This is a genomic window from Teichococcus deserti (genome assembly GCF_001982615.1).
GTDB classification, from domain to species: Bacteria; Pseudomonadota; Alphaproteobacteria; order Acetobacterales; family Acetobacteraceae; genus Pseudoroseomonas; species Pseudoroseomonas deserti.
Genome location: NZ_MLCO01000184.1, coordinates 22,911 through 36,221, shown reverse-complemented (window position 1 = coordinate 36,221; position 13,311 = coordinate 22,911). Strand labels below are relative to the sequence as shown.

Sequence of the window (13,311 nt, the reverse complement as noted above, 5' to 3'; positions counted from 1 at the left end):
CGATGAAGGCGAAGACCACCAGCCCGACGACGGCGGTCTTGCTCTCGCAGAACTCGGACACCATGCGGCGGAAGGGCGTCTCGACCTTCGGCGGCTTGGCGGCGGCGGGGGTGGCGGCGGTGGTCGCGCTCATCTCACTTGTTCTCCAGCCGCACCCGCGGATCGAGCGCCGAATAGGCCAGGTCGACCAGCAGGTTGATGGTGATGAACATCAGCACGATGATCATCAGGTAGGCGACGATCACCGGGCGGTCGAGCACGTTGATGCTGTCGATGATCAGCTTGCCCATGCCCGGCCAGGCGAAGACGCTTTCCGTCACCACCGAGAAGGCGATGGTCGAGCCGAGCTCGAGGCCCACCACGGTGACGACCGGGATCAGGATGTTCTTGAAGACGTGCACATAGGTCACGCGCGCGGGCGACAGGCCCTTGGCGCGGGCGAACTTCACATAGTCCATCAGCATCGTCTCGCGCACGCCGGCGCGGGTCAGGCGGATCACCAGGCTGATCTTGAACAGCGCCAGGTTCAGCGCCGGCATCGCCAGGTGCCGCAGGCCATCCCAGGTCAGGAAGGACCAGCGCAGCCCGAAGACGTCGACGGTCGGGCCGCGGCCGGTCGAGGGCAGCCAGCCGAGCTGCACGGCGAAGACCATGATCAGCATCAGCCCGACCCAGAAGGTCGGCAGCGAGAAGCCCAGGATGGAGCCGGTCATGATGACCTTGGAGCCCATCGAGTTCGGCTTCAGCCCGGCATAGAGGCCGAGCGGCAGGCCGATCAGCAGCGCGATGAACATCGCGCCGAAGGCCAGCTCCAGCGTCGCCGGCATGCGCTGCAGGATCAGCTGCAGCGCCGGCTCGTTGAAGACGAAGCTGCGGCCGAGGTCACCCCGCAGCGCATTGCCCAGGAAGGACAGGTATTGCATCCACAGGGGCAGGTCGAGGCCGAGCGCCTTGATCGCGCGCTCCCGTTCGATCTGGTCGGCGTCCGGCGAGATCAGGATCTCGACCGGGTCGCCGATGGCGTAGACGCCCACGAACACGATGACCGACATCGCCAGCATGACCAGCAGGGACTGGAACAGCCGGCGGAGGAGGTAGACGCTCATGCCTCAGCCTTTCGTCAGCGCGTGGGCGCCGGGCGCACGTCCTGCGCGCGGGTCAGCTCGTCCGCGCGGGAATCGTGCACCAGCGTCGGGCGCATGGCCCAGACGTTCTTCTGGATGTGAATGGGGATGATCGCGATGTCGTCCATCGCCATCTTGGTGGCCTCGCGCAGCAGCGCCTCGCGCTTGGCGTCGTCCAGCTCGCGGAGCGCGAGCTCGAGCTTGGCGTCGATCGCGGGGTTGCTGTAGCGGCCGCGGTTCGAGGTGCCGAAGCCCTTGTCGCGGTCATAGCTGGCGATCAGCGAGCGCAGCGGGTTCGACGCCTCGCCCGAGGAGATGCCCCAGCCGACCAGGAAGGCCGAGAGCTCCTGCTTGCCGGCGCGGCCGATGAAGGTGGTCCAGGGCTGCGCGTCGACATTGGTGCGCACGCCGATGCGGGTCCACATCTGGCCGACCGCCTGGATGATGCGCGCATCATTCATGTAGCGGTCGTTCGGGCCGTTCAGCGTGATGCGGAAGCCGTCCGGATAGCCGGCCTCGGCCAGCAGCTTCTTGGCGGCGTCCGCATCGGTGCGCGGGGCGCCGAGGTCGGGGATGGCGCCGAAGGAGGTCGGCGGCAGGAACTGGCCGGAGGGCTGCGCCGTGCCTTCCATGACGCGCGAGGCGATGGCCGGGCGGTCGATGGCGATCGACAGGGCGCGGCGGACGCGCAGGTCGTGCAGCGGGTTGCGCGCCAGCGGCTTGCCGTCATTGCCGGTGATCAGCGGCGAGCCCTGCGGGTGCTGGTGGTCCAGCGCCAGGAAGATGATGCGCAGACCATCCTTCTCGGCGATGCGGACGCGGTCGCTGCGGCGCAGGCTGGTCAGGTCCGAGGTCGGCACCTGGTCGATGAAGTCGACATCGCCGGCGAGCAGGGCTGCGGTGCGCGTCGCGTCGTTCGGCAGGATGCGGTAGTGCACCTGCTGCCAGTGCGGCTTGTCGCCCCAATAGGCGTCGTTGCGCACCAGCTCCAGCCGGTCGCCCGAGCGGAAGCTCTGGTAGCGGAACGGGCCGGTGCCGATGGCGACCTTGCCGGAATTGAAGTCGTCGGTGCTGGCGCCCTCATGCGTTTCGCGGTCGAGGATCGCGACCTGCGCCAGGTCGGTCGGCAGCAGCGGATAGGGCGCGCGGGTGTGGAAGCGCACCGTCAGCGGGTCGACCACCTCCACCCGCTCGATGGCGCGGGTGTAGATCGCGTAGGAGGAGGGGCTGTTCACCACCGCCGGCACGCGGGCGATGGTGAAGGCGACGTCCTCGGCGGTGAAGGGATTGCCGTTGTGGAACTTCACGCCGGCGCGGAGCTTGAACTCCCAGACGGTCTCGCCGACCGGCTTCCAGCTCTCGGCCAGGCCCGGCTCCAGCCGCGCTTCCGAGTCGAAGCTGGTGAGCGCGTCGAAGATCATCGTGGCCACGGCGTAGTTGGGCGACAGCGCGTGGTAGTGAGGATCCAACGACGTCACCTGGGCGCCGACCGCCATGGTCAGGCTCTGCGCCTTGGCGGGAACCGCCGTGGCGAGCGCAAACGCCGAAACGGCGGCCATCGCGGCCGCCCGCATAGTGCTGATCTGCAGCATACCGTCCCCCGGGGAGGTTATGACCTCTTCACGGGGCAGTGTAGCAGGACAGGTCCCTTGTCGCTAGGTTGCGCGCCTTGCCTACCGGGAAACGGACACTTCCATGTCACACAATAACCACAATCCGGCGCACCGGATTTTCTTGCGCGCGCGTCACGGCGCCGGGCTTAGCGCGCTGTTTCTGGCTGGCTTTCTCTCTGCCGGAAGCGCTCCTGCCGCGGCCCAGACGCAGCTTGGCACCAATGCCATTCTCAATATCGGCATCGGCGGCGCGGTCACCTCGATCGACCCGCATTTCTACAACGCGGCGCCCAACAACGCGCTGGCGATGCATCTTTTCGACTTCCTGGTCGGCCGCGACGCCCGCGCCCAGCCCTATCCGGGCCTGGCCGAGAGCTGGCGCGCGGTCGAGCCGACGGTGTGGGAATTCAAGCTGCGCCCCGGGGTGAAGTGGCATGACGGGCGCGACTTCACCGCCGACGACGTGGCCTTCAGCCTGGGCCGCGCGCCCAACGTGCCGAACAGCCCGGGCGGCATGGGCGGCTTCGTCCGCGCCATCACCAAGGTCGAGGTGGTCGACCCGCTGACCATCCGCCTGCACACCGCCCAGCCGCATCCGCTGCTGCCGGTGGAGATGGGCGCGGTTTCCATCGTCTCGCGCCATGCCGGCGAGGGTGCGGCGACCGAGGACTACAACAGCGGCAAGGCGGCGATCGGCACCGGCCCCTACCGGCTGCGCAGCTACCGCCCCGGCGACCGCGCCGAGCTGGTGCGCAACGACAGCTACTGGGGCGGCCGCGAGCCCTGGCAGGCGGTGAACTACCGCTTCATCGGCAGCGACGGCGCCCGGACCGCGGCGATCCTGGCCGGCGACGTCGACGTCATCGACCAGGTGCCCTCCACCGACCTGGAGCGGTTAAAGCGCGACGCCCGGCTGTCGGTGCCCGAGATCCAGGGTGTCCGCCTGATCTACCTGATGGCCGATTTCTCCCGCACCGGCGCCACCCCCTTCGCGACCGACAACGCCGGCAAGCCGATCGACAGAAATCCGTTCCAGGACCTGCGGGTGCGCCGCGCCCTGTCGATGGCCATCCAGCGCGAGGCCCTGGCCGAGCGGGTGATGGAAGGCACTGCCCAGGCCACCGGCCAGTGGCTGCCGCCCGGCACCTTCGGCTACAACCCGGCCGTCCGCACGCCCGCCTTCGACCCCGCCGGCGCCCGCGCCCTGCTGGCCGAGGCCGGCTTCCCGCAGGGCTTCCGCCTGACCCTGCACAGCCCGAACGACCGCTATCCCAACGACGCCAAGACCGCACAGGCGATCGCCCAGATGTGGACCCGCATCGGCGTGCAGACCCAGGTCGAGGCGCTGCCCTGGGCCAGCTTCTCGGTGCGCAGCAACCGGCAGGAATTCTCCATGCGCCTGGCCGGCTGGGGCAGCACCACCGGCGAGGCCTCCTACATGCTGGTCAATGTGCTGGGCACGCATGACCGCGAGCGCCGGACGGGCGCCAGCAACCCGGGCCGCTACAGCAACCCCGAGCTCGACGCCCTGGCGGCCCGCGCCGCGGCGACGCTGGACGACAAGGCGCGCGAGGCGCTGCTGCAGGAGGGCGTGAAGATGGCGATGGACGACCTCGGCATCATCCCGCTGTACCAGCTGGTCAACAGCTGGGCGGTGCGGAAGGGCCTGCGCTACGAGCCGCGGATGGACGAGCGCACCATCGCCATGAGCGTCCGCCCCGAGTGATTTTTGTCGGTTCCTGGGCCGGCGCTGCCGGCCCAGGGGCGTTTCTCAGACCGTGAACTGCTCGGCGATGATCCGCTCCGACAGCCCGTGATCGGGATCGAAGAGCATGGTCATCGCCAGGCTGCGATCCTCGCGGATCTCCACCGAGCGGATGTTGCGCACCTCGACATTGTCGGCGACCGCCGCGACGGGGCGCTTTTCCGCCTCGAGGATCTCGAAGACGACCACCGCCTCGGAGGGCAGCAGCGCGCCGCGCCAGCGCCGTGGCCGGAAGGCGGAAATCGGCGTCATCGGCAGCAGATTGGCGCCCAGCGGCACGATCGGCCCGGCGGCCGAGAGGTTGTAGGCGGTGCTGCCCGCCGGCGTGGAGACCAGGATGCCGTCGCAGATCAGCTCCGGCAGCCGCTCCTTGCCGTCGACCAGGATGCGGATCTTGGCGGCCTGGCGGGTCTCGCGCAGCAGCGAGACCTCGTTGATCGCCAGCGCCTCGCGGTGGCCGCCGTCCTGGTCGACGGCGCGCATCCGCAGCGGGTGCAGCGTCGCCGCCTGGGCGCGCGCCAGACGCGCCGGCAGGTCGCCCTCGGCGAAGTCGTTCATCAGGAAGCCGACGCTGCCGCAATTCATGCCGTAGACCGGCCGGTTGGCGCCGAGATAGCGGTGCTGCGTCTCCAGCATGAAGCCGTCGCCGCCCAGCGCCACGATGACCGCTGCCTGATCGGGGGCTGCATCGCCATGCGCCGCGGCCAGCCGGTCGCGCGCCGCCTCCGCCTTTTCCCCGCCGGCAGACAGAAAAGAAATCCGCCCATGCAGGTCGGCCGGCAGCTCGACCCCGTCGCCGAGCCCGCCGCCCTGGCCGAACAGCGCGGCCGTCATGCCCAGTCCATGGCCGCGGCGGCGCGATGCTCGAGCAGCGGCATGTCGCGGCGGATGCGGGCGGTCAGCGCCGGATCGATGCGGGCGGCCGCCCAGCCGGTGCCGTCGCTGGCGCTGGCCACCACCTGGCCCCAGGGATCGACGACCATGGCATGCCCATAGGTCTGGCGCGGCCCCGACCGCTCCTCGTGCTGGCCCCAGGTGGCGGGTGCGGCCATCCAGCACTGCGTCTCGATCGCCCGCGCCCGCAGCAGCGGCTCCCAGTGATCCTTGCCGGTCTGCAGGGTGAAGGCCGAGGGCAGCATGATCACCTCCGCCCCCTGCCGCCGCAGCGCCTGGAACAGTTCCGGAAAGCGCAGGTCGTAGCAGATGGCGCAGCCGATGCGGGTCTCGCCGGCCTGGTAGGTCACCACCGCGTCGCCGGCACCATAGGCCGCGCTCTCGCGGAACCCCCGCCCGTCCGGCGTGACGATGTCGAACAGGAAGATCTTGCGGTAGCGGGCGAGCTCGGTGCCGTCGGGGGCGAAGGCGACCGTCGTGTTCAGGTGCTTCTCGGCGCCCTGCTCGATGATGCTGCCGCCATGGAGGTAGATCTGGTGGCGGCGGGCCATGGCGCGCATCGCCTCATAGGCGGCGCCGCCTTCCTGCCCGGGCTCGGGCAGCGTCTCGGCCGCCGCCGCGCGGGCGGCGCGGTCGCCGCCCAGGCAGTCCCAGAGCTCCGGCAGGGCGACCAGCGCCGGCCGGTCGGCGGCGACGGCCTCGGCCACCAGGCGCTCGGCGGCGGCGATATTGGCCGCCTTGTCGTGCCCGGGATTCATCTGCACCACGGCCAGCCGCATGGCGGGCGATCCTTTGCTCAGCCTGCGGTCCCGGAGGACCCGGCCGGCATCAAGCCCGGCGCGGCGCCGCACCGCAAGGGGCCGCAAAAGCAAAGGGGCGGATGGTTGCCCATCCGCCCCTCGCCTAACCTAGTGGCTGGAAAGCCGGTCGCAGCTTACGCCGCGTCCTGCTCGCCCTCGGCCTCCGGCGCGACCTGCTTCGGACCCGAATCCAGGCCCTTGGCAGCAACGTCGCGCTCGACCAGCTCGATCACGGCCATGTCCGCGGCGTCGCCGTAGCGGATGCCGGCCTTCAGCACGCGGGTGTAGCCACCCTGACGCGCCTTGTAGCGGTCGGCGATGGTGGTGAAGAGCTTGTCCACCACCTTCTTGTCCATGATCTGAGCATAGGCCTGCCGACGCGCATGCAGGTCGCCACGCTTGCCCAGGGTGATGATGCGCTCCACGTAGGGGCGCAGCTCCTTCGCCTTGGGCAGGGTCGTGGTGATCTGCTCGTGCTTGAGCAGGCTGGTCGCCATATTGCGGAGCATCGCAATACGGTGGGTGGAGGTGACGCCGAGCTTCCGGCCGGCAACCCCGTGACGCATGGGTCTATTCCTTCAGGTGGCCGAAAATCAGAACGGCTCTTCGATCTTCTTCGCGAGGTCCTCGATATTCTCCGGCGGCCAGCCCGGCACGGTCATGCCGAGGGACAGGCCCATGGAAGCGAGGACTTCCTTGATTTCGTTCAGCGACTTGCGGCCGAAGTTCGGAGTGCGGAGCATCTCCTGCTCCGTCTTCTGCACCAGGTCGCCGATATAGACGATGTTGTCGTTCTTCAGGCAGTTCGCGCTGCGGACCGACAGTTCCAGCTCATCGACCTTGCGGAGCAGGTTGCGGTTGAAGGGCAGGTCGTCCTGCACCTCTTCCACCTTGCGCTCGCGCGGCTCATCGAAGTTGATGAAGAGCTGCAGCTGGTCCTGCAGGATGCGGGCGGCCAGCGCCACCGCGTCCTCCGGCGCCACCGTGCCGTCCGTCTCCACCGTCAGCACCAGCTTGTCGTAGTCGGTGCGCTGGCCGACGCGGGTCGGCTGCACCTGATACGCCACGCGGCGGACCGGGGAGTAGATGGCATCGACCGGGATCAGCCCGATGGGGGCGTCTTCCGGGCGGTTCTCGGAGGCGGGCACATAGCCCTTGCCGACATCGACGGTCAGCTCCATCGACAGCTTGGCGCCGTCGTCGAGCGTGCAGATGACCAGCTCCGGATTGGCGATCTCGATGTCGCCAGTGGTCTGGATCTGGCCGGCCGTCACCTCGCCAGGGCCGGTGGCAGTCAGCTGCAGGCGCTTGGCGCCCTCGCCCTGCATCCGGATGGCAAGCCGCTTGATGTTCAGGACGATGTCGGTGACATCCTCCCGCACGCCCTGCAGGCTGGAGAATTCATGCAGCGCGCCGTCGATGCGGATGGCGGTGACCGCCGCACCCTGCAGCGACGACAGCAGCACGCGCCGCAGCGCATTGCCGAGGGTCATGCCGAAGCCGCGCTCGAGCGGCTCCGCCACCACCGTCGCCGTGCGCGAAGGGTCGGCCCCGGGCTCGACGTCGAGCTTTTCGGGGCGGATCAGGGAACGCCAGTTGCGCTCGAGCACTTCGGTGTCTCCTGCAGCCTCGCCTCAGACCCGACGCCGCTTGCGCGGACGGCAGCCATTGTGCGGGATGGGGGTCACGTCGCGGATGGCGGTGACGTAGAAGCCGACGGCCTGCAGCGCGCGCAGGGCGGATTCACGACCCGAACCCGGACCAGAGACCATGATCTCCAGCGTCTCCATGCCGTGCTCGCGGGCCTTGCGGCCGGCGTCCTCAGCCGCGACCTGGGCGGCATAGGGGGTCGACTTGCGCGAACCCTTGAAGCCCTGGCTGCCGGCGGACGACCAGGCGATGGCATTGCCCTGGCTGTCGGTGATGGTGACGATGGTGTTGTTGAAGGAGGCGAGCACGTGGGCGACGCCGGACGCAATATTCTTGCGTTCCTTCTTGCGGGGACGACCGCTGGGCTGACGCGCCATCTTACTTGGTCACCTTCTTCTTGCCGGCGATCGCGACGGCCTTGCCCTTGCGGGTGCGCGCGTTCGTGTGGGTGCGCTGACCGCGGACCGGCAGGCCCTTGCGGTGACGCAGGCCACGATAGCAGGCCATGTCCATCAGGCGCTTGATGTTCATCGCGTTCTCGCGACGCAGGTCGCCCTCGACCCGGTACTCGCGGTCGATCAGCTCGCGGATCTTGAGGATCTCCTCATCCGTCAGCTGGTTGACGCGCCGATCCTCGGGGATGGCGAGCTGCTCGCAGATCACCTTCGCATTCGCCGGACCGATGCCGTAAATGTAGCGAAGGGAAATGAGAACGCGCTTGTTGGTGGGAATGTTCACGCCTGCAATGCGTGCCATCGATGACCTGCTCCTGAAGCCCCGGGGGCTCCCGTTCGTACCGGCAAGGCGCCGGCGAAGGTGATCGGCGCGCCCCGAATCGTAGTGATCGAAACGCAACCATCTACGCGGCCGAGGAGACCCCGACCGCGAGAGGCGCGGGTTTACCGAGCAAGCGGGGCGAGAGTCAAGCCCTGACTGGTCAGGTTATCCCCAAGCCGCCCTGGCGCCGGCCGCATGAAAAAAGGGGCCCAAGGGCCCCTTTGCTTCGTCTGGCCGGTCCGGGCTCAGCGCCCGAGCACCGCCTCGATCTGCCGGGCGACCTCGTCCATCGAGGCCATGCCGTCGACCTGCCGCAGCTTGCCCTGCGCATCATAGTAGGGCAGCAGCGGCGCGGTCTGCCGGTGATAGGCCTCGAGGCGGGCAGCCACCGTCTCGGCCTTGTCGTCGGCGCGGCGGACGAATTCGGTGCCGCCGCAATGGTCGCAGACGCCGGGCTTCGCCGTCGGCTTGAAGCTGTCATGGTAGCCGGTGCCGCAGCTGGCGCAGGTGAAGCGGCCGGCGATGCGCTCGACCAGCGCCGCGTCGTCCACCTTCAGCTCGATCACCTGGTCGAGCTGCAGCCCCTTCTCCTTCAGCATCACGTCCAGCGCCTCGGCCTGGGGCGTGGTGCGCGGGAAGCCGTCCAGGATGAAGCCGCGGGCGCAGTCGGGCTGCGACACCCGGTTGGCCAGCATGGCTGTGATGATGGCGTCGGGCACCAGCCCGCCCTGCTCCATGATCGCCTTGGCCTGGCGGCCGATGTCGCTGCCGCTCTTCACCTCGGCGCGCAGCATGTCGCCGGTGGAGATCTGCGCGATGCCGTGGCGCTCCTCCAGCCGCTTCGCCTGGGTGCCCTTCCCGGCCCCGGGGGGCCCCAGCAGAATCAGGTTCATCCTCGCTTCGTCCCCGCCTTCCTGCGCGTCATCTGCCATCTTCCTCACGACGCGGCCGGCGGGCGCTTGCGCACCCCCCGGCCCCGCCATTCCATCACCTCGCCCCCGGGCGGGGCGGCTCAGCGCAGCCGCGGCGCCCCGCCGCGGCCGCCGCCCATCCGGGCCTTGCGGATCAGCCCCTCATACTGATGGGCGAAGAGGTGCGACTGCACCTGGGCCACCGTGTCCATGGTGACCGAAACAATGATCAGAAGGGAAGTGCCGCCGAAATAGAAGGGCACCCCGTACTGGCTGATCAGGATCTCGGGCAGCAGGCAGACGATGCAGAGATAGACCGCGCCGACGCCGGTCAGGCGCGACAGCACGCGGTCCAGATAGTCGGCCGTGGCCTGGCCCGGGCGGATGCCGGGGACGAAGCCGCCATGCTTCTTCAGGTTGTCCGCCGTCTCCGTCGGGTTGAACACCACCGCCGTGTAGAAGAAGGCGAAGAAGATGATCAGCCCGACATAGGCCGCCATGTAGAGCGGCTGGCCATGCGCCAGGGCGCCTGCGGCCCGCGTCAGCCAGGTCTCCTCCTGCCCGCCGGAGAAGCCGGCGAAGGTCGCCGGCAGCAGCAGCAGCGAGGAGGCGAAGATCGGCGGGATAACGCCGGCGGTGTTCAGCTTCAGCGGCAGGTGGGTGTTCTCGCCGCCGAACATGCGGTTGCCGACCTGGCGCTTCGGATACTGGATCGGGATCCGGCGCTGGGCGCGCTCCATGAAGACCACGAAGGCGATGACCGCGAGGGCGATCAGGCCGAAGGCCACGATGAAGATCGGCGACAGGGCGCCGGTGCGGCCGAGTTCCAGCGTCGAGACCAGCGCGCCGGGCACATTGGCCACGATGCCGGCGAAGATGATCAGGCTGATGCCGTTGCCGATGCCGCGGGCGGTGATCTGCTCGCCGATCCACATCAGGAACAGCGTGCCGCCGACCAGGGTCGCCATGCAGGAGATGCGGAAGAACAGGCCGGGGTCATAGACCGCCGCGCCGAAGCTGCCCTGCATGCTCTCGAGGCCCACGGCGATGCCGTAGGACTGGAAGATGGCGATCACCACCGTCAGGTAGCGGGTGTACTGGTTGAGCTTCTTGCGGCCGGATTCACCCTCCTTCTTGAGGGCCTCCAGGCTCGGCACCGCGGCGCTCATCAGCTGGATGATGATGCTGGCCGAGATGTAGGGCATGATGTTCAGCGCGAAGACCGTCATGCGGCCCAGCGCGCCACCCGTGAACATGTCGAACATGCCGAGGATGCCGCCGCCATGCTGGCGCAGGATCTCGGCCATCACGGTGGCATCGACGCCCGGCACCGGGATGTAGGTGCCGATGCGGTAGACGATCAGCGCGGCCAGCGTGAACCAGATGCGCTTCTTGAGCTCGGTGGCCTTCGACAGGACCCCGAGATTCAGATTGGCCGCGAGCTGTTCGGCGGCGGAAGCCATGAATTCGCCCCTTCAACATGACTGCGGCGCCGAGGGGTGATTCCCGCGGCGCCGCTGCCAACCCGGTCGTGCTCACCTAGCCCCCCGAGGGCGGGGGGCGCAAGGCTTACGCGGCGGGCTTCTCTTCCTTGGCCGGCGCCAGCACCGTGACGCTGCCGCCCGCCGCCTCGACCGCCGCGATCGCCGCGGCCGAAGCCCCGGCCACCGAGATGGTCACGGCGCGCTTGATCTCGCCGCGCGCCAGGAGGCGCACGCCGGCGATCTTGGCACCCGTGCGGACCAGGCCGGCCGCCTCGAGCGCCGCCTCGTCGATCGCCTGACCGGCCGGCAGACGGCCGGACTCGATCGCCGCATCGATCGAGCCGACGTTGATCGGCGCGAATTCCTTGCGGAACGGATTGACGAAGCCCCGCTTCGGCAGACGCCGATAGATCGGCAGCTGGCCGCCTTCGAAGCCGTTCAGCGAGACGCCGGTGCGGGCCTTCTGACCCTTCACGCCACGGCCGGAGGTCTTGCCCTTGCCGGAACCGATGCCGCGACCGACGCGCTTGAACTTGTTCCGCGCGCCTTCGTTGTCGCGCAGCTCGTTCAGCTTCATCTTACTTCTCCGTGGTCTCGCCCACCTGGATCAGGTGCGCGACCTTGCGGATCATGCCGCGCACGGCCGGAGTATCCTCCAGCTCGCGCGAACGGCGGATCTTGTTGAGACCCAGACCGATCAGCGTCTCACGCTGACCGGGCTTGCGGCCGATGGGCGACGCGACCTGCGTCACCCGAACGGTCTTCTTCTCAGACATTGGCCGCGGCCTCCGTCGAAGACTCGGCGTCCTTGCGCGGACCCAGCAGGTCAGAGACCTTCTTGCCACGACGCGAGGCGACAGCGCGGGGGCTGGTGCAGCGCGTCAGGGCGGCGAAGGTCGCCTTGACCATGTTGTGCGGGTTCGTCGTGCCGGTGCACTTGGCGACGACGTCGCCCATGCCCAGCGTCTCGAACACCGCGCGCATCGGACCGCCGGCGATGATGCCGGTGCCGGCGGGCGCCGCACGCAGGATGACGCGGCCGGCGCCGAAGTCGCCGATGACGTCATGATGCAGGGTACGACCCTCGCGCATCGGGACGCGGATCATCGTCTTCTTGGCGCGCTCGGTGGCCTTGCGGATCGCCTCAGGCACCTCGCGCGCCTTGCCGGCGCCCCAGCCCACGCGGCCCTTCTCGTCACCGACCACGACCAGGGCGGCGAAGGAGAAGCGACGGCCACCCTTCACCACCTTGGCGACGCGGTTGATGGTGACCAGCTTGTCCTTCAGCTCGTCGCCCGGCTCGCGCTCATTGTTGCGCTCCGGGCCACGGCCGCGGCCGCGGTCGCGATCGCCACCGCCGCCGCTCCTCGGTTCACGTGCCATATTCTGTGCTCCTTAGAACGACAGCCCGCCCTCGCGGGCGCCGTCCGCCAGGGCTTTCACCCGGCCGTGATACAGGTAGGGGCCACGGTCGAAGACGACCTGGGTGACACCCGCCGCCAGGGCGCGTTCGGCGAGCAGCTTGCCGACCACGCTGGCCGCGTTCTTGTCCGCCCCGGTGGGCAGGCTGTCCCGCTGCGCCTTCTCGATCGACGAGGCGGCAGCGAGCGTGCGGCCGGCCCTGTCGTCGATGACCTGGGCGTAGATGTGCTTGCCCGAGCGGAAGACGGAGAGCCGCGGACGGCCGCCGCTCTTGATCCGCAGCTGGTAGCGCAGGCGCGCGCGACGGCGCTGCTGCAATGCGAGCTTGTCGGCCATCTTACTTCTTCTTCCCCTCCTTCCGGAGGATGACCTCGTCCGTGTACCGCACGCCCTTGCCCTTGTAGGGCTCGGGGCCGCGATAGCCGCGGATCTCGGCAGCCACCTGGCCGACCTTCTGCTTGTCCACGCCCTCGACCTTGATGGCGGTCGGACGCTCGCAGGTGATCTTGATGCCAGCCGGGACGGGATAGCGGATCTCGTGGCTGAACCCGAGGTTCAGCACCAGGTCGCTGCCCTGCACCGCGGCGCGGTAGCCGGTGCCGGTGATTTCCATCGACTTCGAGAAGCCGGTGGAAACGCCGACGCACATGCCGTTGATCAGGCTGCGGGTGGTGCCCCAGAGGGTACGGGACCGACGGTCCTCGCCCAGCGGCTTCACGGCAACCTGGTTGTTCTCCACCTCGACCTCGACCGCATCGGTCAGCGCCAGCGAGAGCTCGCCGAGCTTGCCCTTGGCGGTGATGGTCTTGCCGGAGAGGGTGACGGTGACGCCCGCGGGAACGGGGACGGGATACTTGCCGACGCGCGACAT

Annotated in this window: 16 protein-coding genes; 1 reads left to right on the top strand and 15 read right to left on the bottom strand. The window is 68.9% G+C overall.

The window, feature by feature from the left end:
• Nucleotides 1–134: 134 nt before the first annotated feature.
• Together BKE38_RS18235 and BKE38_RS18230 are read right to left on the bottom strand one after the other, a co-directional pair.
• Nucleotides 135–1,106, bottom strand: a complete 972-nt coding sequence (locus BKE38_RS18235; RefSeq protein WP_076958694.1) for an ABC transporter permease — start codon at nt 1,104–1,106, stop codon at nt 135–137.
• A gap of 14 nt (nt 1,107–1,120) precedes the next feature.
• The gene (locus BKE38_RS18230; RefSeq protein WP_083747653.1) at nt 1,121–2,683 is read right to left on the bottom strand and encodes an ABC transporter substrate-binding protein; all 1,563 of its coding nucleotides are present in this window, start codon (nt 2,681–2,683) and stop codon (nt 1,121–1,123) included.
• Between the two features lie 136 nt (nt 2,684–2,819).
• On the opposite strand from BKE38_RS18230, the gene BKE38_RS18225 reads away from it, so the two are divergent.
• A complete protein-coding gene (locus BKE38_RS18225) occupies nt 2,820–4,463 on the top strand; it encodes an ABC transporter substrate-binding protein (RefSeq protein WP_076958692.1) in 1,644 nt (547 codons plus the stop codon).
• A gap of 45 nt (nt 4,464–4,508) precedes the next feature.
• Here the strand turns inward: BKE38_RS18225 and BKE38_RS18220 are convergent, their stop codons facing one another.
• The 13 genes from BKE38_RS18220 to rplF form a co-directional block, all read right to left on the bottom strand.
• Complete coding sequence (locus BKE38_RS18220; protein WP_083747652.1) at nt 4,509–5,336, bottom strand: NAD kinase; 828 nt, start codon at nt 5,334–5,336, stop codon at nt 4,509–4,511.
• Nucleotides 5,333–6,175, bottom strand: a complete 843-nt coding sequence (locus tag BKE38_RS18215; RefSeq protein WP_076958691.1) for a carbon-nitrogen hydrolase family protein — start codon at nt 6,173–6,175, stop codon at nt 5,333–5,335. Before BKE38_RS18215 ends, BKE38_RS18220 begins: the two co-directional genes overlap by 4 nt.
• Nucleotides 6,176–6,330: 155 nt before the next feature.
• Nucleotides 6,331–6,762, bottom strand: coding sequence for a 50S ribosomal protein L17 (gene rplQ, locus BKE38_RS18210; protein ID WP_076958690.1), 432 nt, complete (start codon nt 6,760–6,762; stop codon nt 6,331–6,333).
• Between the two features lie 27 nt (nt 6,763–6,789).
• Nucleotides 6,790–7,806, bottom strand: a complete 1,017-nt coding sequence (locus tag BKE38_RS18205; protein WP_076958689.1) for a DNA-directed RNA polymerase subunit alpha — start codon at nt 7,804–7,806, stop codon at nt 6,790–6,792.
• Nucleotides 7,807–7,830: 24 nt separating this feature from the next.
• Nucleotides 7,831–8,223: a 30S ribosomal protein S11 gene (rpsK, locus tag BKE38_RS18200; protein ID WP_076958688.1), complete on the bottom strand. Its 393-nt coding sequence runs from the start codon at nt 8,221–8,223 to the stop codon at nt 7,831–7,833.
• 1 nt (nt 8,224) lies between these two features.
• A complete protein-coding gene (rpsM, locus tag BKE38_RS18195) occupies nt 8,225–8,602 on the bottom strand; it encodes a 30S ribosomal protein S13 (RefSeq protein ID WP_076958687.1) in 378 nt (125 codons plus the stop codon).
• A gap of 266 nt (nt 8,603–8,868) precedes the next feature.
• Entirely contained in the window at nt 8,869–9,516 is a 648-nt protein-coding gene (locus BKE38_RS18190; RefSeq protein ID WP_076958686.1) for an adenylate kinase, read from the bottom strand.
• Nucleotides 9,517–9,635: 119 nt separating this feature from the next.
• Nucleotides 9,636–10,997 carry a preprotein translocase subunit SecY gene (gene secY, locus BKE38_RS18185; RefSeq protein ID WP_076958685.1) on the bottom strand — a complete coding sequence of 454 codons (1,362 nt, stop codon included), beginning with the start codon at nt 10,995–10,997 and terminating at the stop codon, nt 9,636–9,638.
• 106 nt (nt 10,998–11,103) lie between these two features.
• On the bottom strand, nt 11,104–11,595 hold the full coding sequence (gene rplO / locus BKE38_RS18180) for a 50S ribosomal protein L15 (protein ID WP_076958684.1): 492 nt from the start codon (nt 11,593–11,595) through the stop codon (nt 11,104–11,106).
• A gap of 1 nt (nt 11,596) precedes the next feature.
• Nucleotides 11,597–11,794, bottom strand: a complete 198-nt coding sequence (gene rpmD / locus BKE38_RS18175; RefSeq protein WP_076958683.1) for a 50S ribosomal protein L30 — start codon at nt 11,792–11,794, stop codon at nt 11,597–11,599.
• Complete coding sequence (gene rpsE, locus BKE38_RS18170; RefSeq protein ID WP_076958682.1) at nt 11,787–12,401, bottom strand: 30S ribosomal protein S5; 615 nt, start codon at nt 12,399–12,401, stop codon at nt 11,787–11,789. The genes rpmD and rpsE overlap by 8 nt, the downstream gene beginning before the upstream one ends.
• Nucleotides 12,402–12,413: 12 nt before the next feature.
• Nucleotides 12,414–12,776 (bottom strand): 50S ribosomal protein L18, encoded by a 363-nt coding sequence (rplR, locus tag BKE38_RS18165; protein ID WP_076958681.1) that lies wholly within the window; start codon nt 12,774–12,776, stop codon nt 12,414–12,416.
• Nucleotide 12,777: 1 nt separating this feature from the next.
• The gene (gene rplF, locus BKE38_RS18160; protein WP_076958680.1) at nt 12,778–13,311 is read right to left on the bottom strand and encodes a 50S ribosomal protein L6; all 534 of its coding nucleotides are present in this window, start codon (nt 13,309–13,311) and stop codon (nt 12,778–12,780) included.

What these genes read in the sequence shown, in the direction of transcription:
- rplQ (WP_076958690.1), bottom strand. Translation starts at nt 6,762, where the DNA reads ATGCGTCACGGGGTTGCCGGCCGGAAGCTCGGCGTCACCTCCACCCAC.
- BKE38_RS18215 (WP_076958691.1), bottom strand. Translation starts at nt 6,175, where the DNA reads ATGCGGCTGGCCGTGGTGCAGATGAATCCCGGGCACGACAAGGCGGCC.
- rpmD (WP_076958683.1), bottom strand. Translation starts at nt 11,794, where the DNA reads ATGTCTGAGAAGAAGACCGTTCGGGTGACGCAGGTCGCGTCGCCCATC.
- BKE38_RS18230 (WP_083747653.1), bottom strand. Translation starts at nt 2,683, where the DNA reads ATGGCCGCCGTTTCGGCGTTTGCGCTCGCCACGGCGGTTCCCGCCAAG.
- BKE38_RS18190 (WP_076958686.1), bottom strand. Translation starts at nt 9,516, where the DNA reads ATGAACCTGATTCTGCTGGGGCCCCCCGGGGCCGGGAAGGGCACCCAG.
- rpsM (WP_076958687.1), bottom strand. Translation starts at nt 8,602, where the DNA reads ATGGCACGCATTGCAGGCGTGAACATTCCCACCAACAAGCGCGTTCTC.
- rplR (WP_076958681.1), bottom strand. Translation starts at nt 12,776, where the DNA reads ATGGCCGACAAGCTCGCATTGCAGCAGCGCCGTCGCGCGCGCCTGCGC.
- BKE38_RS18225 (WP_076958692.1), top strand. Translation starts at nt 2,820, where the DNA reads ATGTCACACAATAACCACAATCCGGCGCACCGGATTTTCTTGCGCGCG.
- rpsE (WP_076958682.1), bottom strand. Translation starts at nt 12,401, where the DNA reads ATGGCACGTGAACCGAGGAGCGGCGGCGGTGGCGATCGCGACCGCGGC.
- rplO (WP_076958684.1), bottom strand. Translation starts at nt 11,595, where the DNA reads ATGAAGCTGAACGAGCTGCGCGACAACGAAGGCGCGCGGAACAAGTTC.
- BKE38_RS18235 (WP_076958694.1), bottom strand. Translation starts at nt 1,106, where the DNA reads ATGAGCGTCTACCTCCTCCGCCGGCTGTTCCAGTCCCTGCTGGTCATG.
- secY (WP_076958685.1), bottom strand. Translation starts at nt 10,997, where the DNA reads ATGGCTTCCGCCGCCGAACAGCTCGCGGCCAATCTGAATCTCGGGGTC.
- rplF (WP_076958680.1), bottom strand. Translation starts at nt 13,311, where the DNA reads ATGTCGCGCGTCGGCAAGTATCCCGTCCCCGTTCCCGCGGGCGTCACC.
- BKE38_RS18220 (WP_083747652.1), bottom strand. Translation starts at nt 5,336, where the DNA reads ATGACGGCCGCGCTGTTCGGCCAGGGCGGCGGGCTCGGCGACGGGGTC.
- rpsK (WP_076958688.1), bottom strand. Translation starts at nt 8,223, where the DNA reads ATGGCGCGTCAGCCCAGCGGTCGTCCCCGCAAGAAGGAACGCAAGAAT.